Genomic DNA, 26920 nt, shown 5'->3' with positions numbered 1-26920 from the left:
GATTCCATAGCGGGTTACTAAACTTAATTTTTTGCTATTATTACCTATGAAAGGTTTAAAGTTTCTACTTTACATTTTTATTCTTGTCTTACTAGTTGTACTATTTCTTATCCCATTCTATTATAGTGATATCAGTACTCTGATATCTGATATCAATAACGGAAAGGAAACACTTTCATCTGTTTGGGAGCTAACAAAGGGATATTTTTCTAACGTAGACAGTTGGAATATTCTCGGCTTTTTCTTTTTGGCCGCTACCATTTTGGTTATACACAGTGTGGTAGATCATTTTTTACTTTATAAACTGGATAAATTTTATTCCGGTTCTTTTTTTCTGGATGGCTTATTATGGATTACAAAAAGGCTATTAAGTTTAATTTTCACTGCTTTGCTGTTCATTTTTATGGCTAACCTTTTTGTAGACTTTTACTCCAACATAAGAATAGCCTCCAAAACAGCTGATCTGGAAAAAAGAAAATACACCGTATTACTTCTAGGTACCAGCAAACTGCTACAAGATGGTGTACATGAAAACTTCTATTACACCGCTCGTATAGATGCAGTAAAAGAGCTATATGATGCAGGTTATATTTCCAAAATATTAATTAGCGGAGATAACAGCACTGCAGACTATAACGAACCTGTAGATATGATGCGAAGCCTGGTAAAAAGAGGTATTCCTAAAAAAATCATTAAATTAGACTTTGCCGGTTTTCGAACCTTAGACTCTATTGTTCGTTCCAAAAGATACTTTGGCATGCAAGATGTTGTAATTGTAAGCCAAGGGTTTCATTTACAACGAGCATTGTTTCTCTCTTGGTATTTTGGTGTAGACGCCCGCGGCTATGAAGCGAAAGGCGATATGAACTGGGCCATGTTTCTGAGAGAACACCTGGCAGTGCCTAAAATGATTCTGGATATAGCTGTATTAAATACACAACCAGAATATGGTACTACAGGAGTAAGGCGGCAAATTAATTTTGGTCAAAGAGACCTTGTTTTTATTGCATTTATACTCATATACTTAGGCATAGCAATATACCTATCTTATGATGCTTTCGACTTTGGTAAAAAAAGAAGAAACGTATAGATATATATAGATCAAAATCTTTGATATTAGCTAAAAAATTTCAAAGTTAAGGGATTAAATCACTGATTCATGAAAAATTCATTCTTCAGGTTATTTTTTATTATTGCCATTTCGGCCACTTTTTCATCTAGATCTTTTTCCCAAAAGATTGAACCCATCCCCGTAAAACAATTTTATATGGACCGGGTAAACAGAAACTTACAGTTTCTATGTAAAGAGGCAGAATGTTTGGACAATGTAGTAGCGAATGACCGAGGCCTGTACATCTACTCCACTAGTCAAAAAGTAAATAAACCAGAGTTTGTACTTCACTGGCGCGAAATGCCCCATTTCAACGAGTTGCTACAAACCAAAACCAATGAAGAAATTATTGATATCCTGAAAAGAAAAGGAACTCAATATTTCTATGGAATTAATGATACCCATGTTGATCCCGCCAAGTATCCTGTTAGTGAATTTAAAGGTTTAAAAATAGCACTAGATCCAGGACATATGGCTGGAAACTTTGAACAAGCCGAATTTGAAAAAAGGTATGTAAAAGTGGAGGGCAAATACTATAAACAAAAAAGAGATATTTCTTTTTTTGAGGCCAACCTCGCTTATACCACTGCTCTAAGGCTAAAAGAAATGCTGGAAGAAAAAGGAGCCAAAGTAATGCTTACTCATGACTATGGTAAAAGTGCCATGGGTTCTACCTTTCAAGAATGGAAAAATTCGAATAATACAAAAAATGACATCGTTTCTGGCTATAAAAGCGATTGGTTTAATAGAGAGAAATTAGACTATTTCCTATCGGGGGATGCTACAGACTTTATGCTCTTTTATGATGTATACAGAAACATGGATTTTGTGCAAAGAGCAAACAAAATTAATGACTTTGATCCTGACCTCACCTTAGTTATTCACTATAATGCCAGTGAAAATAATCCTAGATATAATGACAAGTACCTTAAACCTGTAAATAGCAACTACAGTATGGTATTTATTCCTGGCTCGTTTATGGGCTTTGAGATAGACGGTAATGAGCAGCTAGACCAAAGGTTTGAACTCTTAAGACTCTTAGTTTCTCATGACTTGGAGGAGTCCAATGTTTTTGCTTCTAATATCATAAAAGCTCTTAATGATGAACTAAAAGTGGAAGCCGTACCTGTTGATAATGACTTTGGCTTTGCCGAAAACTACTCTATACTTTCAGACCTTTCTACTGGTGTATATCATAGAAACCTATACTTAACCAGAGTAGTAAAGGGGCCTATAGCTTATACTGAAGCTCTTTATCAGGACAATGTGGATGAAATACCTTTGCTTGGCAAAACTGATTATACCATTGGAGGGATTAGAACTAGCAGCAGGGTAAAAGATGTAGCTCAGGTGTATTTAAGTGCTATTGAGCAATGGCTCAGTTACAATCAGGAGTTTTCTAAAACCCTGGATGCCCTGTATGAAGATAAGTACGGAGATGAAGCAGACTACCAAGAATTCTTAAAAGAAAAGAAACAAAAAAGATAAATACGACTTTTAAAGTTAATTTTCAGGCCATGTTTTTTAACTGGCCTGATCTTTGGTTAAGTTTAATCACTTCCAAAATTATTAACTATGAAGAAAACTATTTATCTATTATTCAGTCTCTCTGCAATATTTTTATTAAGTGCATGTGGAGAAGGAGATATAGGGCCTCAAGGTCCTCAGGGTCCACAAGGTCCTCAGGGACCAGGAGCATACCTTTTTGAATTCAATGATGTTGATTTCACTGCCTCTAACAAATATACCGCAATACTTCCTTATCCTTCAGGTTTCGACACTTTCGATACTGATGTTGCATTGGTATATATGTATTTTGGACAGGAAGAGGGGCTTGACGTATGGTTTCCTTTACCTGAAACTCAAATAACTGATAATGGAATATTGCAATACAAAAATGATTTTACAACTGAAGACGTAAAAGTATTTCTTCAAGCCAATTTCTCATACGATCTACTAACCCCTAAGGAAACGGATGGGTGGACTATAAGAGTAGTGGTGGTACCTTCAGAAGATTGGCTTGCCTCAGGAAGACAGGACTTGTCTTACCATGCAGTTATAGAAGCCTTAGGCTTAAAGGACTTACCCTCTCCCAAGGTTTCAATACCAAGAAATTAAAATAAAAACCTCTTCACGTGCGAAGAGGTTTTTTGTTTATGATTACTGAATCTTAATACCTATTTTTTCCATTAGCTTACTGGCATTAAAACTTTTACATAAGCCTTCTTCCAGCTTATAGTTAAAAATAATTTCATCATTCTCTATTATGCTATTAAAGCTATAGTTTTTAACGCCTTTCAGCTCATTTTCCAGCTGCCCTAAATCTAAATCATGAGTAGATACAAACCCCAAGGCATTCTCATCTACAAGTTGCCTCACAAGCCCTGACGCACCCTTATGTCTATCAATAGAATTAGTACCCTTCAGTATCTCATCCAGCATAAAGAGTACTGGACATTCACTTTCTTTAAGTAAATCAAGCAATGAGCGTATTCGTTTTAATTCTGCATAAAAAGAAGAGGTATTATCTTCCAGGTTATCTTCTGTTCTCATACTAGTGAAAATCTGAAAAACAGAAGTTTCCATTTCCTTAGCGCAAACAGGAGCACCAGCAAGGGCCATAACTACATTCACGCCCAATGTTCTCAAGAAAGTGCTCTTTCCTGACATATTAGAACCCGTAATAATATTGATAGTACCACGCCCATTCATTTCCAGATCATTGGTTACTCTAATTGCTGGACTAATCAGGGGATGCCCCAAGGCCTCAGTCTTTATATGATAACCATCTCCGCTGATTATGGGAAAATTATAATCCGGGTTGGCATAAGCCACAGCGGCTAAGCTAGAAAGGGCTTCTAGCTGACCAATACTCTCAAACCACTTATTAACATCGGCCTGCTGTTCATTTTTCCACTTTTCAGCACTTAAAACCAGATGAATATCGGTCAAAAATATTAAATTAAATATACTGTAAAACCAATTAGCTCGAGACTGAAGATAATCTAAAACTTTATTTAATTTCAAAATAGAGGCTGATGCCTTTACATTTTCATGGATAAAGGTATTTCTTAATTGCAAAAGCATAGGTGCCTTAAAATTATTATCTTCTATATGGCTTATCATTCTACCATAAGCTCCTAAAACCTCTATACCAGCAGAAGTCTTTTCTGTAAGTTTAGCAGTATATTCAGCAAATCTTTTAAGCACTACTCCATTGACCACCATCATGCCAATGAAAAAGTAAACACTGGTCCCCAACCATATAACTCCTGATAGACTTGTCAGCGCAAGAACAGGAAGAAGGTAAGACAAGATCTTAGGCCATGTTTTATGTAATACTTCATTTGGCTCATTAATCCAGCTAAGCAGTGTTTCAATCTTGCTATCATCCTTTTGGCTGGTCATTCCAGCAGCCTGGAAGTTTTGCCTCCAGGTAAGCTCAGACATCAATTCTTTTACAGCCTGCTGACGTAAAATGATTTCATCACCAGAGGCCGCCCTTTTAAGCCAATGAGCTAGTGTAGCCCGGCCGTTAGGAGTTTCTGACCTTTGAATAAATTGATATATGGAATGCTCTCCAAATACATCTAAATCTTTAATATAGGGATGAGATTTTTCAAGAAAGCCAAGTCCGGTATCTATACCTGTAAAATTATATTCTAAGCGCTGTAGCTCCTGCTGATTAATAAGCATAAGCGCCCGGGCATTATCTCTTTTCAGGGTCAACTTATTATGATATTTCACTAAGAGAATAAAAACGACTAAAAATATACTGAGACTAATAAATACGCCTGACACCAACCGCGCATTAGTAAGCCATACCGTTAGCACTAAAGCAGTTAGGAAAATAATAATTCTAAAAGCCGAAACTAAAGCATGCTTCTTTTCAAGCTTTTGAAGGATCTCTTGATAATGAGTAGCCTTATTTGAAAACTTTTCTTTTATGCTATTGCTATTTTCTGTCATTTTAAAAATGTATATTCATAATAACTTGAAACGAGATTATACTTATTACTAAGTAAAAATAATCTCTAAAATAGAGAACCTGTTCAACCAAAACTAACCATGCCACCTTACTCTGAATTTACAAAACTTGAAAATGGCCTTTATTTAAATAAAATAAGTGCCGAAGGTGCTAAACCTGAAATATTTAATCAATATTTAGCCGATTGCAAATCCTTTCTAGATAATCTGGAGACTAAAATAATCATTATTGCCGACCTAAGAGTAGCTAAAGTAATTACAGTAGAGCAAAAATCTCAATTAGCCTATTTTTATAGGGAGCACAAAAAGCTTATGAGTGATAAATTACAAGGGCTGATCTATGTGGCCCCATCAGCCCCTATGAAAATAACACTAAATACTGTTTTCTTTATTTGCTCGCCTGCCACTGATTACAAAGTTGTAAGCAGTATGGAGGCGGCCAATAATTGGGCTAGAAAAAAGCTAATAAGCGAAAAAAGCCATCTTTAAGAAAATATATTGTAGGTTATAAAAGCGCATAAATAGGCTAAGCCCGACATGTACAGTAATTGAAGTACTGGCCATTTCCAGCCCTTAGTCTCACGGTACACTATGGCCAATGTACTCATGCACTGCATAGCAAAGGCATAGAATATTAATAATGAAGATCCTGTAGCCAAAGTGTAGCGAGGTCCTCCCGTGTCAGGGTTAATCTCGCGCCTCATACGGCTCTTTATCGTCATTTCATCATCTGTTTCCCCAATGCTATAGATGGTAGCCATGGTACCCACAAACACCTCACGAGCAGCGAAAGAGGTAATAAGTGCTATGCCTATTTTCCAGTCATAGCCCAACGGTTTGATGGCAGGCTCAATGGTTTTACCGAAAATACCGGCATATGAGTTTTCCAGCTTGTAAGATTCGATCTTATTATGTAACTCTTGCTCAGTTAGTTGCTGATTCTGAGTTTCGGCCAGGATTACCTCCTCAGCCTTGTCCATCCTATCACCCGGACCATAAGAAGCAAATACCCAAAGTACTATAGAAATAGCAAAAATGATTTTTCCAGCCTCAAAAACAAAAGTTTTAGACTTCTCAAACATGGTTATACCCACATTCTTCCATCTCGGCATTTTATAGGTAGGTAGCTCCATTACCAAAAAGCTTCTTTCTTTGCTCTTCAGGATCAACTTCATGAACCAAGCTGATATAATGGCTGCTAAAAAACCTAAAAGGTAAAGCCCCATAAGCGCCACACCTTGCAGGTTAATAAACCAAAACAAACTTCTATCTGGCACAATAAGCGCTATTAAAATAGTATAAATAGGCAAACGAGCAGAGCAACTCATTAGAGGTGTTACAAAAATAGTAATCAACCTTTCTTTCCAGTTTTCTATTGTTCTTGTAGCCATGATGGCAGGAATAGCACAAGCTACTCCAGAAATCAGAGGTACTACGCTTTTACCATTAAGGCCAAATTTTCGCATGATTTTATCCATAAGAAAAACCACCCGAGACATATACCCTGTCTCCTCAAGAATGGCTATAAATGCAAAAAGAATGGCTATCTGAGGAATGAATATGACTATACCTCCGATACCAGGCACAATACCTTCTGTAAGAAGCCTGGTGAGTACTCCTGGCGGCAATGTTTCACTCAACCAAGTCGCCAACTCTGAAAATGTCAGATCTATAAGATCCATGGGCACTTCTGCCCAAGCAAATATCGATTGAAATATGAGGAATAGGATCAAGAAGAATATTACATAACCAAAAATCTTATGCGTAAAAATCCTGTCCAGCCGCTGAGTCCAGTGTTTCGGAAGTGTAGTAAAATTTTCTTTTACTGATCCATCTATAAAATCATTGATAGCCGCATACCTATCCAGCGTTTCTTTTCTTCTAAGGTCATCTCTAGAGAAGTTATGCTTCTCTACCAGGTCAGTAAGTAAGTTCTTCTCATTTTTCGTTAATGATTGGTTAATGCGGTGCTGCTGTAGCATTTGATAAGCCACATAGTCCTCATTGATAGAGAACATTTCTTTTACAGCATCAATAGCTTCTGGTGCGTGAGACCTGGCTTCAAAGATAGGGCTGAAATGATAATCCATATCGTTTAGCAGGGTCTTTTTCAAGACGTCAACACCTTTTCCTCTTCTGGCTTTCATAGGTATAACAGGTACACCCAATTCCTGAGAAAGCTTCTTTTCGTCTATGCTCAAGCCCGTCTTTTCCACAATATCCATCATGTTAAGCACTAACACAGTAGGAATATGTAAGTCATAAAGCTGAGTAAATAACAGTAAATTCCTCTTAAAATTAGAGGCATCTACAATTACCACAACTATGTCTGGATGAAGAGGGTTGTTCTTGTTTCCTAATATATCGAAGACGATTTTCTCGTCTGTAGAGTTGGGATAAATACTGTAGGTACCAGGCAAATCTATAATTTCTGCCTTATGTGTAGCATCCAGATGACAGATGCCCGTTTTTTTATCTACAGTTACTCCAGGGAAATTTCCTATTTTCTGGTTTAATCCAGTGAGGTGATTAAAAAGCGATGACTTGCCAGAATTAGGATTCCCTACTAATGCAATTTTGGGAATGGTCCTGTTTGACATCTATTGAATAGAAATAGTAATAGCTTCGTCTAATCTTAAGGAAAGATTATAACCTGACACACTCACACAGATAGGATCTCCAAGAGGTGCTGCAAAATTATATTTGATAGGTTGACCGGGTAAACATCCCATCTCCAATAGCTTTAAAGAAAGGGTGTCATCCATAAAGCCATTAATTATTCCACTTTCTCCTGGGGTTAAGTCTACTACACTTCTTGTATTCACCTTCTTTTATTTAGATTAATTACAAACTATTGCGAAGATATGACCTAGCGCCCTTTTTGCCAAAGGTTTGATTCAAAATAAGATCATTTATTTGGCTGACTTTTGTCATTTAAAAGCCAAAGCTCAACCTTTTTAACCATACACCTCTCAGTTATGTTAAACAACATAAAAGCATGCCCGAATTACCAGAAGTAGAAATGTACCGCATATATGCCGAGAGCACCGTACTTCACAAAAAAGTAATTAAAACAGAAGTGATCGATACCAAGCTCCTCAAGGTATCTATACCTACATTCAAAAAACATATCGAGGGTCAATCCTTCTCCGCCATCACACGAGTAGGAAAGTATATCTTCATAAAAACCACAGGAGCTAAATACCTAGTAGTACATTTTGGGATGACTGGTAACTGGCAATACTTTAAGGATGATGAAGATATTCCTAAATACACGAAAGTACTCTTCTACTTTGATAATGGGTTTAAGCTTTCGTACATCAGTAAGAGAAAGTTTGGCTGGCTAAACCTTACTGATAGCATAGAGCAGTTTCAGCAAGATCATAATCTGGGTAGTGACGCACTAAGCACCAGCCAGTCGGCATTTATAAAAAGCCTGGATGGGCGCAAATCTCCTATCAAAAGCTTCCTTCTCAATCAAAAAACCATGTCAGGCATCGGTAACTGGATGGCTGACGAGATTCTTTACCAAAGCAAGCTTCATCCTGAAACACCAATCAACCACCTCTCAGAAGAGGATAAGAAAACGATCTATCAAAAGATTCAGCATGTTTGTGAGGTAGCCATTCAAAAGGAAGCCAATTATGATGATTTCCCGTCATATTTTCTAATACACAACCGCAAAAAAGGAGGCATATGCTATCATACAGGAGACAAACTAGAAAAGATCACGGTAGGAGGTCGAGGTACATTTGTAAGTACTAAATGGCAGGTCAAAAAGTAAAAAGGCCGCATAAACACTACGGTTCATCCGGCCTTTTATTCAAATTACATTTCTTTATTTGTCCTTCCTTTTGAAAAGATCTTTAATCTTATCTTTTGCTTCTTCTTTTGCTTTCTCGAAATCCACTTTTGAATCCTCTTTTTTGGTACTATCAGATTTCTTATTACCTAGGATATTACCTATCACCTCTTTAGCCTTCTCATCCTTCACCTTATCAAGCAGGTCAGCTGCGGCATCTTTCACTTCCTCCTTAGCCTTTTCTTTAACTGCATTTTTTACTTGTTCTTTTTGCTCACTGCTAATAAGTGTAGCTTTAGGGTCATCAAAAGTACCTCCAATACCAATATTTATAGGAATAGTAGAACCTGATGAAGCTGAACTACCAGAGTACTGAGAAATAAGACTATTAAACTGAGTACCTAATTTACCTGCAGGTACATCCATTTTCACATTATAATTAATTCCTCCTCCTAGTCCTGTAGTACCAGAAATATTAGTGGTATAATCTCCTAATTTAACATCAAACGGCTCTACTTTAAGTTTACCATCTTCTATTTTGATAGACATCATAACATCTTTCAGCGTTACCTGATCAGTGTTATTGAGTTTAGTAAGACTTGTAATCCCTTTCACTATTTTAGAATCCTTCATGGAAGCCTGAAGTACTTCAAGCACACCACTACCATTTACTGTTTCCATTTTAGGCATCATTTCTTTATCCAATGACCCGCTGATTTTAAAATCAGTAGAAACGTCTCCATTCACAGTCTTAGCCACAGGAGCATAAGTTTGCACAATACTAAAAGTTTGGAAAGCCTTTTGAATAGAAAGCTTGTTTATATCCAGTGAGAAATTATACTTAGGGTCATTGATATCTTTTGCGTTATAATCACCATTTACGGCAAAGGCTCCGCCAAGCAAATTAAACTTCAAATCACTAAGGTTAGCAATACCGTTACGAACTATAATATCACCCTTAGCATTGGTAATATCCATATCCATAACTTTAACTGTTTTGATGTTAGAATGTAATACAAAATCTATATTTTCAGGCACTTGTATCACTCCATAAGAGGCTTCTTCTTCTCCCACAGCTGGCGCAGGATCTTCATCTTCCTCCATAAATTCATTTAAATCAAGAAGGTTAGAGTTAAAATTCATAGCTCCTTCTATGGTTTGGTTATCTCCAAACATGTAACCTATATAGTTAGATACAGAACCTGTGATAGCCATATCACTCTTACCAACCGTACCTTTAAAATTATCAATCTTCATTTTTTGAGGATCGAAGGATACGGCAGCATTAGAAATAGTTACATCGTAAGGAAGCTCAGCATCCTTATAAGTAAAGCTTTCTACACTTACCTTTCCACTAGTAGGTAAATTCTGATATCTCTCTGCCTCCAACTCTGCCATATTACCTGCTGTTTTAAGATCGGCATTTATTTTACCGGTAAGCTCCATACCTTCTAGCGGGAAAACTTTAGTAATTTTCTCAAGATCTACACCTCCTTTTGCGCTCACATCCCAGGTGTAATTGTCCAAATTACTCACAATCATTGCTGCTTCAAAAGGTTGTCCATCCATTACCATTTTAAAGTTTTGCACTACCGCTTTAAAATCCTTCATTTTACCTGTAGGATCAGTAATACTGGCATCAAAACCTAAGTTTTCTAAAGCATAAGGAAATTCTGAAGTTTTAACATATCCATTCTTCATGCTCATGGTAGCATCTATACTAGGGATAATTTGCTTCACACTATCATATACTCCTGAGGCAGACATATCCACATTAAAGCTCCCTTTAATTGCCATCCCTTCCATAGGAAACATTTTGCTAAGTTCTTCAAGGTTAAGACTTCCTTTAACATTAGCCTCCATATCATAATTATAAAGATTCTTTAGAAGTAGCTTAGCATCAAATGGATTGGCTCCAAACTCTAAATGAAGTTGTTTTAGGTCTACTACTGTATTGTCTATTACCCCATCTGTATTGGCCACAGCCAAATCCATATTTATATTCTTGACAGCATTCGGTAAGTCTGGATATTTAAAGAGAGCATCGTTAACCTTCATATTGAGGTTAAAGGCCGGCATACTTAAACTATCATATAACCCCTTTACTCCTCCATCAAAAGCAAGGGTACCTTCTGTTTGTATATCGTTAAAACTTTCTGTGTATACACCAGGTACAAGCGACAGCAAACTCTTAAAAGTATTTTCCTTAGTACCATACGTAAGGTCCATATCGATACTTCCATCATCTAACAAAGCAAGAAAGCCCTTAAAGCTTAACGCGAAGTCATTTACCTTAACTGTATTTTCTTTAAAGGTATATTTGCTGTACTCATCACTAATGCTCAAAATGGCATCAATTTCTAAATGCTTATCAGTAATATATTCTGTACCATCAAAATCTACTGTAACCGAATCCGCTGAAGTATAAGTGGTTAAATCGAAAATATCTTGGGTGAAATCTCCACTTCCGTTATGGTTAAGTTCTTTGATTTCCAATTTAAACGGTAATGATTTATCATCATATACCACATGGCCATCATTAATCTCCCAGTGATCTATACCAATATTGTAAGCCGCGGTAGTAGTGTCTTGTGAAGCTTCCACTGCAGTAGAATCCGAAATAGCTATGTCATAGTTTGTTCTTCCATCTTCCAGAACTTTGATAAAAACTTCGGGTCTATGGAGCTTTATCCCTTCAATTTTAATCTGATCTCCAAAAAGGCTAAACAAATCTACCTCCACCTCAAATTGCTGTACTGCAAAAAGCAGCTGCCCCTCGAAAGGCGCGTGATTCAAAACCCCAAAATTGTTGAGGTTAGCCGTAGCATTTGGGAAATTTTTAAATAATGAGATGTTAAAGTCCTCAACATCCCAAACTATATCAGCATCTACTGATTCCGCCAAAGCTTTATCTATGCTGGCTTTTATTTGATCCTTAAATGCTATAGGAATGATAAATGCAGCTGCCAACAGTATCAAAATGATACTACCAAAAATAATAAGGACTTTCTTCATGTTTGCTAAGATTTTATAAGAAACAAATTTAGCAAAGATTAATATTAAATGTTAGTGTAGTCCTTTTTGAGATGGAGATTAACCTTAACATCATCTGCAAAAGAAAGCTCCATTTGATCATATGACCGCTCTATCACTCTATATTTTAATAAAATCTGATTATCTAACCTCTTAAGGCTAAGTTCCTTATCATCTAGCTTCCACTCATAGTTCACTTTAACCGTATCATTCACAAAAAGTGAACTATTATTACCATAGATTTTTAGTTTGGCCAAATTGTCTTTATACAAAACCAGTTCACCGTTCACCAGCTCTTGTCCAGAACTCCAAGAAACTGACCACTGACTCTGCACATCATAAGTATCCTGATCCTCAACACATCCCACGGTCGCAATCAGGCAAAGTAACGCTAATCTTTTCATCCATTCTCCTTGTTCTTACCTATTCAACGCCTTACCTGCTGTAAACATTGTATTAAAATCTAAAAATTCTAATGTTAACTTAATGTTAACAACTATTGCCTTTTTACGCCATTTGTGTTAACTTAATGTTAAGTTTTAACAAGAGGGCCATGCAGAAGATCGTTATTTTTACCCTAGCAGTGGCTTTAGGTACGTTTATCCCCACCTTAGCCCAAAAAACCTCAGACCTGAGGTATCAATCAGCATATGAAAAAAATTTCATAGAAAGCTATTTAAAGTATAAAGCTGAAAATCCGTTAAACCTACTTCTGGCACCTGATGAAAGCATGACGAGTCATCTTGCTTCAGAAGCAGATCAAATATTGAAAGATTTTTTATCTCGGTATGAACAAAAGATTAGTTCAGACAAAATATCAGGTAAACACCTTGCCCAACTCTTTTATAAAGTACATAGAAAATTTTTGAAGAGATATGTGCAATACAGCACTTTAGGACAAACCCTTAGAAATGGTAATTACGACTGCCTATCGGGCACTGCTTTCTATGCTGTAATACTAAAAAGACTAGATGTGCCATTCGAAATAATAGAGACCAACTATCATATTTATTTGCAGATAGAAACGGATCAAGGTTTAGCATTAATGGAAAGCACAGATCCCTTATATGGGTACATTAGCAACCCAACAGAAATAAAAGAAAGACTGAAAGATTTTGAGAAATCGGCTACCAGAAAAATAGATCCTGCTCAACATGAGTTTAACTACACCATTAATAAGCCTACTAGCATCATGGGATTAGCCGGGCTACAATATTTTAACCTGGCAGTAAATTCTTTCAACCAAAAAAAATTCAAAGAGTCTCTCAGCCACCTAGAAAAAGCTAATATATTCTATAATTCAGAAAGAATAGTTGAATTTGGAGCGTTAGTAGGTACACACATATTAGAGTCTGGCCAATATTCAGCTCCAGACAAAGAAATTATGATAGCCAGGATACAACGGCTTATCAACTCAGATTTAACAGTAGCCTCTCGATAATAAGAGGCTACATTGTTATTTCATAATCCTTCAGACTCTGCAATGAGTTCAGCCAGATCTTTCACTTTTACCTCGCCTTCCTTTTCCTTGTTCTTAACACCATCACTCATCATAGTCATACAAAATGGGCACGCTACTGCAATAGTATTAGCTCCGGTACTCAAAGCCTCTTCTGTTCGCTCTATGTTCACCTCTTTTTTGCCATTTTCGGCATCTTTAAACATCTGAGCTCCTCCTGCTCCACAGCAGAAGCCTTTGGTGCGGCATCGTTTCATTTCCACTAATTCAGCATCTAAAGCTTCCAGCACCTTACGTGGTGCTTCATAAATGTTATTTGCTCTACCCAGGTAGCAAGAATCATGATAGGTGATTTTCTTTCCTTTGAAACTGCCACCACCTTTTAGGCTGACCTTACCCTCATTGATGAGCTGCTGTAAGAACGTACTATGATGAATCACCTCATAATTACCTCCCAATGCAGGATATTCATTTTTAATAGTGTTAAAACAATGCGGACAGGCGGTAACCACTTTTTTAAGATTATAACCATTAAGCGTCTGTATATTGGCCACGGCTTGCATTTGAAAAAGGAATTCATTTCCTGCCCTTCTGGCCGGATCTCCAGTACATGTCTCCTCTTCGCCCAATACCGCAAAAGAGACACCTACCTTATTCAATATTTTGATAAATGCTCTGGTAACACTTTTATACCTATCGTCAAATGAACCTGCACAACCAACCCAAAAAAGTATTTCAGGTGATTCTCCAGAAGAGGTCATCTCTGCCATAGTAGGTACTTTATATTCACTCATAATCTAATTTCTTTTAATTTTTTAATCCTCTTTTAATTCATCTGCCCATTTAAACCTATCCGTAGGAGCAAATTTCCATGGTGCAAAGCTGGTTTCGATATTCTGAAACATACTGTTCCAAGAGGCGGGTGAGCCAGACTCTTCCATGGCCACATATCTTCTCATTTCCAATATTATCTCCAATGGATTGATGCTTATAGGACATGCCTCTACACAAGCGTTACAGCTAGTACAGGCATTTATCTCTTCTTTGGTAATATAGTCTCCCAAAAGTGATTTACCGTCTTCCAAACCTTTTCCTCCGCTGGCCAAGCTTTTTCCTACTTCCTCCGCTCTATCACGGGTATCCATCATTATTTTCCTAGGAGATAGCAACTTACCGGTTTGGTTAGCCGGGCACTCAGAAGTACACCTACCACATTCCGTACATGAGTAGGCATTCATTATATTCTTCCAAGTCAGGTCATTTACATCCTTAGCTCCAAAGCGTGCTATCTCAGCTGGAGGCTCAGCTGGCTGCTCAGTTTGAATGCCAAGCATCATATTCACTTCATTAGTTACGGCTTCCATATTTCTCATTTCACCCTTAGGTGCTATATCTCCATAATAGGTATTAGGAAATGCTAGAAATATATGTAAATGCTTAGAGTAAGTCACATATACGGCAAAGGCTAAGATGCCAACAATATGAAACCACCAGGCAAAACGCTCTACGAAAATGAGCGAGCCTTCACTCATTCCTTCAAAAAGAGGTATCAAATTACTACTGAAAAACAGGGTACCTGTATCAGGATAATGCTCATTGCTTAATTGTAGCAACTGATCAGAGGCATTCATAGTAAGAATAGCTAGCATCAGCACGATCTCTATCACCAGAATAAGATTTGCATCCAGAGTAGGCCAAGAGGTCATCTCCTTAGCATGAAAACGCTTTACCTTAAGGATATTCCTTCTTATTAAAAAGATGACACAAGATATTAATACGGCCATAGCCAAGAACTCAAAGATATTCATCAAAACAGGATAGACTCCTCCTAACAAAGGAGCGAAAATCCTATGATTACCGGTGAGACCATCAATGACAAATTCTAACACTTCCAGATTGATGACCAAAAAGCCGAAGTATATTAAGAAATGTAAAAAAGCAGGCACCGGTCGTTTGAACATTTTCTTTTGCCCAAAAGCAATAAGCATCATATTATTCAGCCGCTCAGATTTATGATTTTTGAGGTCAATTTCCTTGCCTAACATGATGTTAGACCTGATTCTAGCTATACGCTTATAAAGTATAAATGATACGATACCGAGTGTTATGAGAAACAGTATCTGTGGTAAATATTCCATTCTTGAAAAATAATTTAAAAAAAGTGTAGCATTTATTTGCATCAAAAATAATTTTACATAGTTTTGCATCCTCTTAACAAGGTGCTGTAGCTCAGTTGGTAGAGCATCGGACTGAAAATCCGTGAGTCGGTGGTTCGAGCCCACTCAGCACCACCCAAAAGCCTCGCTATTTTAGTGAGGCTTTTTTTATGGCCAATAGTTTCGTTTTTCATAGTTTCAATCGATTTAAATAGTTCTAGTAGCATATATAAAGGTAATATTTTCTTTAACAAATTAGTATGCTTGCATACTAATTTTGAGCTTAATTTATAATCCTTCTTGATAACTTAATTACAAGTGCCTATCTTACCGGCTTAATTATATTACATTGTCAGAACTTTCAGTCAGAATATTTTCTCAATATTTGATCCAGGGTGTATGGGCCATCATTCTGGCGTTATTATTTCTATATACCTTCCGTATTTACAAACGACATTATTTAAAACTGTGGGCATGGAGCTGGCTAGCATTCTCTATGTATATGCTCACCTCTGGTCTACATTTATACTCCACCTGGATCTATAGCATTTACAACCCTATAAGGATTACACTATCTGCTACTTCCATAAGCTTTGCCTATATTGAAGCCTCTCTGCTGCTAATAGGAACTTGGGAGCTGGTAAGGAACAGAAAATTTGCTTCTGCCCATTTAAGGCTCATAATGATCATTTCAATATTACTGGCGATAGCCTCCAGTGTATTATTTATTGACAACTCTCAAATCTCAGAAAACAGGTTTTTTATACGCGTTGGCCTACGATCACTCATTATGGGCTGCGCCTTTTTCATTACCGGAATCTGGATGATTACCAACCTTTCACATGATAAAAGCCTGGGTAAACGTTTACTTATTATTGCCTTTATTATTTATGGCAGTGAACAATTTAATTACTTTTTAGTAGGCTTTCTCCCAATAATTAATGTTCACCTAAAATTTCCATACATTCAATATTTAGGGCTGCTAGACTTCTTTTTAGAAGCCCTCATAGGCATGGGGATGGCCATATGGCTATTGGAGAATGAAAGAAAAGAATTGGAAAGAGCCAATGATGACCTGGATCATTTCTTCTATAGTACGTCTCACGATTTAAGGTCTCCTTTGGCTTCTATTACCGGCTTGGTAACCCTAGGAAAGGTTCATATAAAGGATGAATCTGCTCTGGAGTTCTTTGACAAAATAGAAGGCCGTGTGAATAAATTAGACTCTGTAATAGATGACATTATCAGCTATGCTAAAAGCGCTAAGTATCAGCTAAAAATAGAGCCCTTAAACTTTAAGGAAATCGTCAAAGAGATTGAAACTAACTTAGAATTCAACAAAGGCGCCACTCATATAGACTTTATATGCGAAAGTAGTGAAGAGGTTTTCTTAAGTGACAAATTGAAAATCACGACGATCTTACACAACCTTATTACCAACTCTATAAAATATCATGATTTCCATAAGGATAATCCATACATAAAGGTATCTCTTGTGAAAGATCAAGGGCGCGTATACATCAGCGTAGAAGATAACGGAAGAGGTATAAAGCAAGAAAACCATCAGCAGATCTTTGAAATGTTTTACCGAGCCTCTGGAGATTCCGTTGGCTCTGGGCTCGGCCTATACATTGTAAAAGAAGCCGCTAAAAAGCTAAATGGTAAAGTAAGCGTACAATCTACTTATGGAAAGGGTTCTTGCTTTAAAGTAAGCCTGCCTGCTTTGGCTGGCTAATTCATATGCTTCAGCTTTATAATCTCTTTTTCTGTAAGCATTCTCCACTTACCTCTTGGTAAGTTAAGCTTATCTAAAGTACCATACATAACTCTATCCAGCTTAACAACATCGTAACCTAAGTGCTCAAAGATCCTTCTCACTATGCGGTTACGCCCTATGTGAATTTCTATTCCTAGCTGACTCTTACTGCCATCTATCATAGCCAGATTATCCACTATAGCCAGTCCATCCTCCAAGTTCAACCCTTCCTGAATCTGAAGAAAATGTTCCTTAGTAATGTTTTTATCTAGATCTACCTTATAAATTTTTCTAACCTTATGAGAAGGGTGTGACAGTTTCTTAGCCAACTCCCCATCATTAGTAAATAATAATAAACCTGTGGTATTTCTATCTAACCTACCTACCGGATAAATCCTTTCGTTACATGCATTCTTTACCAGATCCATTACCGTCCTCCGGTTTTCAGGATCATCGGTGGTCGTTATAAAGTCCTTCGGCTTATTTAAGAGAAGGTAAACATTATTTTCAGGTACTAGCTTTTTACCCTTATAATAAACGGTGTCACCAGGCTTCACTTTAAAGCCCATCTCTGTAACCACATTTTTGTTTACTTTTATTTCTCCATTTTCAATCAGCTTATCCGCCTCTCGTCTTGAGCACACACCTGAATTAGCGATATATTTATTTAACCTAACATCAGTGGATGGAGTGTTTTCTGTAGTCTCCTTTTTAGAGACGCGCTTTACTCTTTTAGAAGAGTTTCTTTTCTGTTTCATAGAAACGCAGTATCACTACTGGATTATTATTTATTAAATTAATTATTATCTGATTCTTCACCGATGACGTTATCATCCATCTCGGTAAAATCTTTTGGAGTAGGCAGCTCATTAAGGCTGTTAATACCAAAATATTCCATGAAACTGGCACTAGTACCATATAACAACGGCCGACCTATAGCATCTGATTTTCCTTTTATTTCGATCAGTCCTTTTTCCAAAAGCTTTTGCACGGCATAGTCACAATTAACACCGCGAATGTTCTCCATATCACCTTTAGTAACAGGCTGCTTATAGGCAATGATTGATAAAGTCTCCAAGGCAGAAGTTGAAAGCCTCCTTTTTGATTGCTGCTTAAGCAATATACTAATACTGGCCTGATAAGCCGGCTTAGTAAGAAACTGAAAACCTCCACCTGTACGATCGAGACTAAAAGAAAATTCTTCTTGCTCGTACTTATCCTTCAGTTTACCAAGTACATTCTCTATGTCTTCGATAGGCACTTCGGCTTCAAACATCTCAGATAAGCACGATTGTAGCTCTTGTTCTTTTATAGGATCAGGGGAGCAGAATATTAGTGCTTCTATATGGTTTTGTAAAAAATCCAAGCCTTAGTTTTGCTGACTCAATTTAGCCTCTATAGACTGTGTAGTATGAGGCACCGCTTTTAATCTTTCTTTTGAAATAAGCTTACCTGTAACTGAACACACTCCATAAGTACCATTTTTAATTCTTATTAAAGCATTTTCCAAGTTATTAATGAATTTTTGTTGCCTGGCGGCCAGTTGGCTTAAATTCTCTTTCTCCGCTGTATCTGCTCCATCTTCCAACACTTTTGTGTTTCCTGAAGTGGTATCAGTACCTTCATCATTACTTTTATTCAAAGTATCTTTCAGAATTTTAAGCTCTCCTTTTGCCTTATCAAGCTTTTCGTTTATTAACGTTTCAAACTCAGCAAGTTCAGCATCAGAATATCTGGTCTTTTCTTCATTACCCATGGTTATATGTTTAAAATGAAACTTTCATTATGATAAATCACCCAAAATATAATATGAAAACCAACAACAAAAAATTCACCTGAAAATAATTCTTGCTTTCAACAAGTGAAAAAAGATTATATTTCGTAGTCAATTTGAGCTGCAAATTAAACCCTTAATTATGAATTTAAGACATCTGATCTTCATTAATTATTTATTAATTTTCATAATCTGCATGAATTCATGCACTTATCAAGATCAAAAAAATGATTTATCAGCAGATAACACCAAAAGTTCGGAAGAGGTTCATGACGCCGTTCCAATAACTTTAGTAATACATGGTGGTGCCGGAAATATTAAAAAAGAAAACATGACTCCTGAGCACGAAGAAGCTTATAGAGCCAAGCTGGAAGAGGCCTTAATGACTGGATATACCTTGCTGAAAGAAGGGAAAAGTGCTATGGATGCAGTAACAGCCACCATACAGGTAATGGAAAAATCACCTCTTTTTAATGCTGGGGTAGGTGCCGTATTTACCAACCAAGGTAAAAATGAACTAGATGCCTCAGTTATGGATGGCAGTACAGGTATGGCAGGCGCAGTAGCCGGAGTTAGCATCATAAAAAGCCCTATATTAGCTGCCAGAGCAGTAATGGAGCAATCGCCTCATGTAATGATGTCAGGGCAAGGTGCCGAACTTTTCGCTAAAGAAGCAGGACTGGAAATAGTAGATCCGTCCTACTTTTTTGACCAGAGACGATTTGAACAATTTGAAAAAATAAAAGAGCAGCAGGAGAAAAAGGAAACTGCTTATATGCAAACCTACCCAGACTATAAGTTTGGTACTGTGGGTTGTGTAGCACTAGATGCAGAAGGCAATATAGCTGCAGGCACCTCCACCGGTGGTATGACTAACAAAAAATATGGTAGAATTGGCGATTCGCCCATCATCGGGGCTGGCACTTATGCAGATAATGCAACCTGTGGAGTATCTAGCACTGGCCATGGAGAATTTTTCATAAGAAATGTAATTGCTTATGATATTGCCGCAAATATGAAATATCGAAATATTTCTTTAGAACAAGCCACTAGGGAGGTAATAACCCGTAAGCTAACCCTAAAGGGAGGTACGGGAGGTGTAATAGCTTTGGACAAAAAAGGCAATGTTTCCATTACCTTCAATACAGCCGGAATGTTTCGCGGCTATATTAAAGATGGAAGTGAACCTGAAATATTTATGTACGGAAATTAAAAAAAATTAATTTCTCACCAATGTATGGCTAGTTAATTCCAGCTGAGTTGCATTGATATGTTTTACTCTTTGTTTAAGAGTTTCCATATCAATGTTAATGCGGTACTTCATCTTAATGTACCTTCTTATTACATCCATTTTACGACCTTGTCGCAAATGAAAGAGGATAGAGTTATCAATTACACAATTCATTATTAGCACGGTTTAATGTAGTAATATAACCAAAAAAACTTAATTATAGTTTTAATGCAATCGATTTTCACAAAATTTAATGTATGCTTTCCGCGAAAGCAAACTATAAACTAAAACTGTGAACCTACCACTACTTTATTTTTATAGACCTTTGCTTGTCCGTTGGCATTAAATACCTGAAAGTAGATAATATAATACCCCATTCGAGCTTTATTACCTTCAGAGGTAGTACCATCCCAGGTATAAAAGCCCTGATCAGATAAATAATCATTCTCAGCTAAAGTGCGTATGGGTTGGCCATTAACATCAAACACCTCTACATTGGCTATAAAACCTGGCTGCTCGAAGTGATAACTAATAGTAGCGAAATCGGCCTGACCACTGCCATCAGGGATTATAATCATTGGATCAATAACAATTTCTCCTACCACACCTGAGTTTGAACGGATAACCTGAGAATTGATATAACCGGGGGTAGCATAACCAACGGAAGATGCCGCTGATTTCCAATTATTATTATCACTCGCTTGCGCTGAAAAAGAAATTCGCTCTAACGATACGCCATCTACATTATTGATCAATTCGAAATGTTGATCTTCAGAATAGGTTATAGAATCTTGCCGTAAATCTTGAGCAGAAACAATTTGAACCGTGCCTTCACCATTAGGATAGGAAGGAAGAGATGGCATTTCAAAAAATGAAGTTTCAACACCTAAAGGATATTGCTCTTTTAATACCACCGCATCTTCAGTAAAAGCCAGATATTCTTTTGGTGCTAACACCCAATGGTCTTCTGAAATCAGTTTTGAGTCCTGATCATTCCAAAGGGTCCAATTTTTCAGATTAATATGCTTGGATGAATTATTATAAATCTCAACGAAATCTACACCCTCAGATCGAGGGTTAAACAGTATTTCATTAATAATTACATCCCCTGGCTCTGCATTTTCTATGAGTGAAAAGCTAAAAGGATCATTTTCAGTCACCCTGTTGCCACTACAGTCTGTAATTCCCGATACCTGCATTTTATAACTTACTCCATTATTTAACCTTGAAGAAAGCACTATCCATACAGATTGTAAATCAGAATTAACAAACACGGTATCCACTTCTACTGTAGGATTTAACGTAAAATCATCAACCTGAACAGATTCTTTATTTAGCGTTTCATTAAACTGCACCAATATGCTATCTTCTGCTACAGCAAATACTTTATGAATTTCAGGCCCCAGGTTGTCAGGTAATTCACTCAATACCGAATTAACAGCTCCGGGCGTGCCTCCCATATCATCTATTGATGCAGTCCAGTTTCCTTCTCCTCCACAAGTATTTTCAGGATCAATTAATTCTAATGACCAACCACCTGATGCCTTTGAAGAGCTATTATACCAGGCATCATCATAATTAACTGAATCGATAGGGAAAGTGCCATCCGAAATAAGTAGCTGATCGCTACCATTATTCAAACTTGGCCAGGGATCTACCACCGCCACTCTACCATAAGACTGCAACAATTCTCGATTTTCAGCAGCCGTAAGTATCAAATAATCTTCTGGAATAAGGTAAACAGCCTCTATGCTCCCAGAGGTGGTAGCATCATGCAAAACCCAACTATCGAGGTAAAAGGTTTTATCGCTTCTATTGAAAATCTCCACATATTCGGCCTCAGGCAAACCAATAGACGGAGCAAAATCAGCCATAATTTCATTAATAAGTACATCTTTGAAAGTGACCTCTTCTGTCAAATAAAAAGTGAAAACAGAATTATAACCTTCCATAACATTGCCCGCTAAATCCTCAATATAGTTTATTGATAATTCATAGTTCTCCGCTGTTTGAAAAGTCTCTGAAAAAGTAAGTATCACAGACAAATTGTTTTCTCCAAGCACTACGGCCTGAGGATTAATCGAGTTATTTATGATGTAATTACTCGTTTCTTCTGCGCTTTCTGTGGCTACCTCCTCAGAAAACTGAACCTGCCACTGCGTATTTGAAAGGAAATCAATGCTTGCCACTGCTGGGGGCCGGACATCCGCACCTATAGGCCTAACACTAAAGTCATCAAAATAATGATTCTTTCTAGGACTCATGGCAGTAGATTGCTTAATAAATATTCCAAAATGAGAAGATGAGAGCACATCATCATCCAGAATAGATCCTATTTCTACATAATTGCCTGTTACGCCTTCATCTGCCAGTAAAGTCCACAAGCCGGCTTCATCTCTTAACATTCTAATGCCAAATGGATTCTCTGATGTACTTCCCACTATACCATTTTCACTACTAAAAAGTAACGATTCACTTCCTGCCAACACCCTGTAGAAAGCGATATGATCTTCCGTATCTCCAATCCTAATAAAATAGCCATTCTGAACTAATGAGAGATCTTCATCATCGGCCAATAAATAAACATCTACATAGTTAGACCCTGACGTTCCGAACTTCAAGTTGACAAAAAACTCAAATTCAACATTCGTAGCAAGAGTATTCTGCGTACTCAAATAATAATCGGCAGCTCCTTCACTGTTCGATTGGAGTCTGTCTCCAGAAATGGTCCACAATTCATTATTTCCACTCCATACAGGGTTATTTGTGAAATCACCATCTTCAAAATCATCAAAAAACTGGGCATGCACGGGAGCAGTACTGAATATTAAGGCCAGTATAATATTAGTTTTAAAAAATATTTGCCAAACAAACCCATTCATTTGTAATAATATACCGCATAAAATATATAAAAACATTATTTTTGGCTTCAATTTTATAAAAATCAATTCATATGAAATTAGCAGTAGTAGGAGCCACTGGTTTAGTAGGCCAGGAGGTACTAAAAGTCATTGAAGAAAGAAACTTAGAGTTTGACCAATTATTTCTCGTAGCCTCACCAAAGTCGGTTGGTAAGGAATACGAATTTAAGGGTAAGACGTATAAGGTAATCGGAATGGAAGAAGCTATTGCTAATAAACCGGAAGTAGCTATTTTTTCTGCCGGAGGAGGCACCTCTCTAGAGTGGGCTCCCAAGTTTGCAGGGGCAGGCTGTATTGTGGTAGATAATTCTTCTGCCTGGAGAATGAGTCCGGATCACAAGCTCATCGTTCCGGAAATTAATGCTGAAGCACTAAGAATAGACGATAGAATTATCGCCAACCCTAACTGCTCTACTATCCAAATGGTATTAGCATTAGCACCTTTGCATAAGAAATATAAAATAAAAAGGGTAGTCGTATCTACTTATCAGTCTGTAACAGGAACAGGAAAAGCAGCTGTAGATCAGCTAATGAAAGAAAGAGCTGGTACAGATGCTGAAAAAGTATATCCTCACAAAATAGACATGAATGTGCTTCCTCATATTGATGTATTCCAAGAAAACGGATACACCAAAGAGGAAATGAAAATGGTAAATGAAACTAAGAAAATTCTTGATGACCAATCAATAGCTGTAACGGCTACGGCTGTAAGACTACCAGTTATGGGTGGCCACTCGGAGTCTGTAAACGTTGAGTTTCACAAAGATTTTGATATTAAAGAGGTATATGAATTGCTTAGCAAAACACCAGGAATCACTATAGAAGATGACGTGGCTAACAATGTATACCCTATGCCTTTAAACGCACATGGAAAAGATGATGTGTTTGTAGGTAGATTAAGAAGAGATGAGTCTCAGCCCAACACTTTAAACATGTGGGTAGTGGCTGATAACTTGAGAAAAGGAGCAGCCACTAATGCAGTGCAGATTGCAGAATACCTGGCAGCTAATAACTTAGTATATTAAATTCAACCCTCTTAATGATAGAATTACTTCTACAGCCAGAGGTACAACACTTTATAAAGGATCATGAAAACCATGATCCTTTTTCTCTTTCTTTAAAGCACAAAGAAATAGGCGGAGTGCCCATAAAATGGGTGGCAGAGCAAATTGCTTCGCGTAAACGTGCTAAGAGCAAGTTGCCCGAGTGGTATAACACAAAAGACCTCATATTCCCTCCACAAATATCTATGGAGCAGTGTTCTTCTGAAGCCACTGCAAAATACAAGGCCGATCTGGTAAATGGCAGTACTATGTATGACTTCACCGGAGGGTATGGCATCGACTGCTATTATCTAAGCAAGCATTTTAAACGATCTATTTACCTTGAAAAACAATCCCATTTATGCGAACTCGCCACGCATAACTTCAAGGCCTTATCTTCTAATATTGAGGTGATCAATGCAGAATCAACCTTGTATGTTTCTGAAATAGAAAAGGCTGATCTTATTTATATTGATCCTGCCCGGAGAGATAATAATAGCCAAAAGGTAGTGCTTCTGAAAGACTGTGAGCCAGATGTCACTACGTTACTTGCACAACTCAAAGGGAAGTCAAAAGAGGTGTTAATAAAAACATCTCCTATGTTAGACATTCAGCTGGCGTTACAAAGCCTGAATAATGTAAAATCCGTACATGTGGTGTCAGTAAATAATGAGTGCAAAGAAGTACTTTATCATATTGATTTCACCGCAAATCATAAAACGGAGATAGTTACTGTTAACCTTCAGAAAAAGGATAATCAGACATTCTCCTTTTTCCCCAATGAGGAGGTGGAATCTCAGGCACCCCTCAGTGATACCAAGCAATTTTTGTATGAGCCCAATAGCAGCGTACTTAAAGCCGGTGCTTTTAATACGGTGGCAACACACTATGGCGCCTTCAAAGTTCACCCCAACACGCACTTATATACCAGCAAAGAATTAATTGAAAACTTCCCTGGCCGGAAGTTTAAGGTAGAGAGGCTTCTTCCTTATAATAAAAAGAAAATACTATCAGCTCTGGAAGGGAAGAAGGCCAATATCACCACGCGGAATTTCCCAGAAGAGGTGAAAAATATTAGAAAAAAGACAGGCATAACCGATGGGGGAGATCAATACATTTTTGCCTTCACTGATAAGAATAATCAAAAAATGGCCGCTATTACACGTAAGGCTTAAATCACCAAAAACTTAAGTAAAAGGTATATTATCATTAGCACCAACGCACTCAGTCCATATACTTTCAAAACCTTTAACCTATTTTGCCTCTCCATCCACCAAAGAGGAATTACTGGACGGTAAAGGCCAATAAGAACACTAAAAATCGCCCAAACTAAGAGCCACCCGATTACAGTAGTTAACGCTGTCATTAAATAGATTTCGCTATTTTTATAGATATATGAAGCACAAAGATAATCATAGTTCTGCCCTTGCTGCATTAAAAGCCAATGTATTAAAGCTTACCGAGATGCAAGAAGCTGAATGGGAAGATTTTAGCAGTCATTGGCATTATTGTAGTTTAGAAAAAGGGGAATATCTAATTCGTGAAGGCGAGACTGAAAGATATTTTTATTACGTAATAAGTGGGGTACTAAGAGGTTATTTTCTGATAGACGGAGAAGAAATATGTGTAGGCTTTACTTATGACGATGACTACTCAGGTTCTTATGATTCATTTTTAAGCCAACGCCCTTCTGAATGGTATTTACAAGCCATTACAGACACCAGACTTTTACGCATCTCACACAGCGATCTTATGCATATGTTTGACCAATACAAAAGTGTAGAACGCTGGGGCAGGATGTTTAATGCCAAAATTTTGATTGGGATGTCTCGCCGGCAGCTGGAAGTAAGATCATACACAGCAGAAGAAAAATTTGAGCGATTAATGTCGCAAAGCCCACATATATTCCAGCTAGTACCTCAAAAATATCTTGCTTCTTACTTGGGAATGACTCCTGAAACCTTAAGTCGATTAAGGAAAAAACGTAAATAAGCGAACTTGATCTATATCAAGTTGAATGAGTAGTACAGTGATTAATTTTACTGAAAACACACCAGCATGAATCAGAAAGAATTAATCAATAAATTAAAACAGGACAATACTACCTTAGTAAAATTCGCTCGGAATCTTAAGACTTTAAGCATCGAAGATATGCAAGCTAAGGAAAATGAAGACTGGAGTATTACAGATTGTATTGAGCATATGAACATTTCTATGGAAGTCTATCTCAATCAAATATTACCCAGATTAGCTACTGATTTAAAGCCAAAAAATGGCCCATATAAACCAGGTTGGCTCGCTGCTTATTTTGCCAAAGGAATGGAACCTACTGATGAAGGCAAGATCAAGCACAAAATGAAAACCTTTAAAAAGCTTGATCCTAAACAAGTGAGTAGAAATGTAAATGAGTTGGAAAGATTTATTCAAAACATTGAAACCACAATTGAAATTACAGAAAGGATTAAGGAGAAAAATTTAAAATCATTCAAAGTAAAAACGGCTTTGGGCTCATGGCTAAAGTTCTACCTGGGTGATGCCCTCTGGTTTTATACCGCACATAACCTTAGGCATATGCTACAAATACAAAATATGCTAAAAAACACAGTTCTTTAAAAATCCTTGTTTCAACAATATTTTATTAAAAACT

The 26920-nt window shown here is 37.2% G+C and carries 24 protein-coding genes and 1 tRNA gene; 13 read left to right on the top strand and 12 right to left on the bottom strand.

Translation table 11 applies throughout. The annotated features are described in order from the left end of the window. Positions 1 to 46 precede the first annotated feature (46 nt). The 3 genes from JL102_RS00685 (at position 47) to JL102_RS00675 (ending at position 3229) form a co-directional block, all read left to right on the top strand. A complete protein-coding gene (locus JL102_RS00685; protein WP_202241599.1) occupies positions 47 to 1090 on the top strand; it encodes a SanA/YdcF family protein in 1044 nt (347 codons plus the stop codon). Positions 1091 to 1159: 69 nt separating this feature from the next. After that, on the top strand, positions 1160 to 2599 hold the full coding sequence (locus JL102_RS00680) for an N-acetylmuramoyl-L-alanine amidase (protein ID WP_202241595.1): 1440 nt from the start codon (positions 1160 to 1162) through the stop codon (positions 2597 to 2599). Positions 2600 to 2686: 87 nt separating this feature from the next. Continuing rightward, a complete protein-coding gene (locus tag JL102_RS00675) occupies positions 2687 to 3229 on the top strand; it encodes a hypothetical protein (protein WP_202241593.1) in 543 nt (180 codons plus the stop codon). A 42-nt stretch (positions 3230 to 3271) separates the two neighbouring features. On the opposite strand, the gene JL102_RS00670 is transcribed toward JL102_RS00675, so the two are convergent. Continuing rightward, positions 3272 to 5080: a MutS-related protein gene (locus tag JL102_RS00670; protein WP_202241591.1), complete on the bottom strand. Its 1809-nt coding sequence runs from the start codon at positions 5078 to 5080 to the stop codon at positions 3272 to 3274. 99 nt (positions 5081 to 5179) lie between these two features. On the opposite strand from JL102_RS00670, the gene JL102_RS00665 reads away from it, so the two are divergent. Beyond that, positions 5180 to 5587, top strand: a complete 408-nt coding sequence (locus tag JL102_RS00665; protein WP_202241589.1) for a hypothetical protein — start codon at positions 5180 to 5182, stop codon at positions 5585 to 5587. On the opposite strand, the gene feoB is transcribed toward JL102_RS00665, so the two are convergent. Both feoB and JL102_RS00655 read right to left on the bottom strand, forming a co-directional pair. After that, positions 5584 to 7698 carry a ferrous iron transport protein B gene (gene feoB, locus JL102_RS00660; RefSeq protein WP_202241583.1) on the bottom strand — a complete coding sequence of 705 codons (2115 nt, stop codon included), beginning with the start codon at positions 7696 to 7698 and terminating at the stop codon, positions 5584 to 5586. The two genes, JL102_RS00665 and feoB, sit on opposite strands and share 4 nt — an antisense overlap. Then, positions 7699 to 7923, bottom strand: a complete 225-nt coding sequence (locus tag JL102_RS00655) for a FeoA family protein (protein WP_202241582.1) — start codon at positions 7921 to 7923, stop codon at positions 7699 to 7701. A 173-nt stretch (positions 7924 to 8096) separates the two neighbouring features. Here JL102_RS00655 and JL102_RS00650 point away from each other — a divergent pair, with 173 nt between their 5' ends. After that, positions 8097 to 8882, top strand: coding sequence for an Fpg/Nei family DNA glycosylase (locus JL102_RS00650; protein WP_202241581.1), 786 nt, complete (start codon positions 8097 to 8099; stop codon positions 8880 to 8882). 54 nt (positions 8883 to 8936) lie between these two features. Here JL102_RS00650 and JL102_RS00645 read toward each other — a convergent pair whose 3' ends face one another. Further along, entirely contained in the window at positions 8937 to 11915 is a 2979-nt protein-coding gene (locus tag JL102_RS00645; RefSeq protein WP_202241580.1) for an AsmA family protein, read from the bottom strand. Between the two features lie 44 nt (positions 11916 to 11959). After that, the gene (locus tag JL102_RS00640) at positions 11960 to 12337 is read right to left on the bottom strand and encodes a hypothetical protein (protein ID WP_202241578.1); all 378 of its coding nucleotides are present in this window, start codon (positions 12335 to 12337) and stop codon (positions 11960 to 11962) included. A gap of 149 nt (positions 12338 to 12486) precedes the next feature. On the opposite strand from JL102_RS00640, the gene JL102_RS00635 reads away from it, so the two are divergent. After that, complete coding sequence (locus tag JL102_RS00635; RefSeq protein WP_202241577.1) at positions 12487 to 13374, top strand: hypothetical protein; 888 nt, start codon at positions 12487 to 12489, stop codon at positions 13372 to 13374. 20 nt (positions 13375 to 13394) lie between these two features. On the opposite strand, the gene JL102_RS00630 is transcribed toward JL102_RS00635, so the two are convergent. Both JL102_RS00630 and JL102_RS00625 read right to left on the bottom strand, forming a co-directional pair. Next, positions 13395 to 14186, bottom strand: coding sequence for a (Fe-S)-binding protein (locus tag JL102_RS00630; RefSeq protein WP_202241575.1), 792 nt, complete (start codon positions 14184 to 14186; stop codon positions 13395 to 13397). Positions 14187 to 14207: 21 nt separating this feature from the next. Beyond that, entirely contained in the window at positions 14208 to 15530 is a 1323-nt protein-coding gene (locus JL102_RS00625) for a 4Fe-4S dicluster domain-containing protein (RefSeq protein ID WP_202241573.1), read from the bottom strand. A gap of 80 nt (positions 15531 to 15610) precedes the next feature. Here JL102_RS00625 and JL102_RS00620 point away from each other — a divergent pair. Both JL102_RS00620 and JL102_RS00615 read left to right on the top strand, forming a co-directional pair. After that, a tRNA-Phe gene (locus tag JL102_RS00620) sits at positions 15611 to 15683 on the top strand. A 214-nt stretch (positions 15684 to 15897) separates the two neighbouring features. Continuing rightward, positions 15898 to 17283 carry a sensor histidine kinase gene (locus JL102_RS00615; protein WP_202241572.1) on the top strand — a complete coding sequence of 462 codons (1386 nt, stop codon included), beginning with the start codon at positions 15898 to 15900 and terminating at the stop codon, positions 17281 to 17283. Here JL102_RS00615 and JL102_RS00610 read toward each other — a convergent pair. From JL102_RS00610 to JL102_RS00600, 3 genes are read right to left on the bottom strand one after another with little or no spacing between them, the layout of a single operon-like run. After that, entirely contained in the window at positions 17280 to 18062 is a 783-nt protein-coding gene (locus JL102_RS00610; RefSeq protein WP_202241571.1) for a pseudouridine synthase, read from the bottom strand. The two genes, JL102_RS00615 and JL102_RS00610, sit on opposite strands and share 4 nt — an antisense overlap. Before the next feature lie 38 nt (positions 18063 to 18100). Beyond that, the gene (gene scpB / locus JL102_RS00605; protein WP_202241570.1) at positions 18101 to 18670 is read right to left on the bottom strand and encodes an SMC-Scp complex subunit ScpB; all 570 of its coding nucleotides are present in this window, start codon (positions 18668 to 18670) and stop codon (positions 18101 to 18103) included. Positions 18671 to 18673: 3 nt separating this feature from the next. Next, complete coding sequence (locus JL102_RS00600) at positions 18674 to 19060, bottom strand: TraR/DksA family transcriptional regulator (protein WP_202241565.1); 387 nt, start codon at positions 19058 to 19060, stop codon at positions 18674 to 18676. 214 nt (positions 19061 to 19274) lie between these two features. On the opposite strand from JL102_RS00600, the gene JL102_RS00595 reads away from it, so the two are divergent. Next, positions 19275 to 20291 carry an isoaspartyl peptidase/L-asparaginase family protein gene (locus JL102_RS00595; RefSeq protein ID WP_202241563.1) on the top strand — a complete coding sequence of 339 codons (1017 nt, stop codon included), beginning with the start codon at positions 19275 to 19277 and terminating at the stop codon, positions 20289 to 20291. A gap of 6 nt (positions 20292 to 20297) precedes the next feature. On the opposite strand, the gene JL102_RS00590 is transcribed toward JL102_RS00595, so the two are convergent. Together JL102_RS00590 and JL102_RS00585 are read right to left on the bottom strand one after the other, a co-directional pair. After that, the gene (locus tag JL102_RS00590; RefSeq protein ID WP_202241562.1) at positions 20298 to 20483 is read right to left on the bottom strand and encodes a hypothetical protein; all 186 of its coding nucleotides are present in this window, start codon (positions 20481 to 20483) and stop codon (positions 20298 to 20300) included. Positions 20484 to 20593: 110 nt separating this feature from the next. Then, positions 20594 to 23227, bottom strand: coding sequence for a lamin tail domain-containing protein (locus JL102_RS00585; protein ID WP_202241560.1), 2634 nt, complete (start codon positions 23225 to 23227; stop codon positions 20594 to 20596). 35 nt (positions 23228 to 23262) lie between these two features. Here JL102_RS00585 and JL102_RS00580 point away from each other — a divergent pair, with 35 nt between their 5' ends. The 4 genes from JL102_RS00580 (at position 23263) to JL102_RS00565 (ending at position 26886) form a co-directional block, all read left to right on the top strand. Continuing rightward, positions 23263 to 24255 (top strand): aspartate-semialdehyde dehydrogenase, encoded by a 993-nt coding sequence (locus JL102_RS00580; protein ID WP_202241558.1) that lies wholly within the window; start codon positions 23263 to 23265, stop codon positions 24253 to 24255. A gap of 14 nt (positions 24256 to 24269) precedes the next feature. Next, on the top strand, positions 24270 to 25448 hold the full coding sequence (locus JL102_RS00575; protein WP_202241556.1) for a THUMP-like domain-containing protein: 1179 nt from the start codon (positions 24270 to 24272) through the stop codon (positions 25446 to 25448). Positions 25449 to 25668: 220 nt separating this feature from the next. Further along, a complete protein-coding gene (locus JL102_RS00570) occupies positions 25669 to 26265 on the top strand; it encodes a Crp/Fnr family transcriptional regulator (protein WP_202241554.1) in 597 nt (198 codons plus the stop codon). Positions 26266 to 26331: 66 nt separating this feature from the next. Beyond that, the gene (locus tag JL102_RS00565) at positions 26332 to 26886 is read left to right on the top strand and encodes a DinB family protein (protein ID WP_202241552.1); all 555 of its coding nucleotides are present in this window, start codon (positions 26332 to 26334) and stop codon (positions 26884 to 26886) included. The last annotated feature ends 34 nt before the right edge of the window (positions 26887 to 26920 follow it).

It is taken from the genome of Fulvivirga sediminis, assembly GCF_016757215.1.
In the GTDB taxonomy this organism is placed as follows: domain Bacteria; phylum Bacteroidota; class Bacteroidia; order Cytophagales; family Cyclobacteriaceae; genus Fulvivirga; species Fulvivirga sediminis.
Note: the sequence above shows the minus strand (reverse complement) of the source record. Positions and strands in the feature narration are given on the sequence as shown.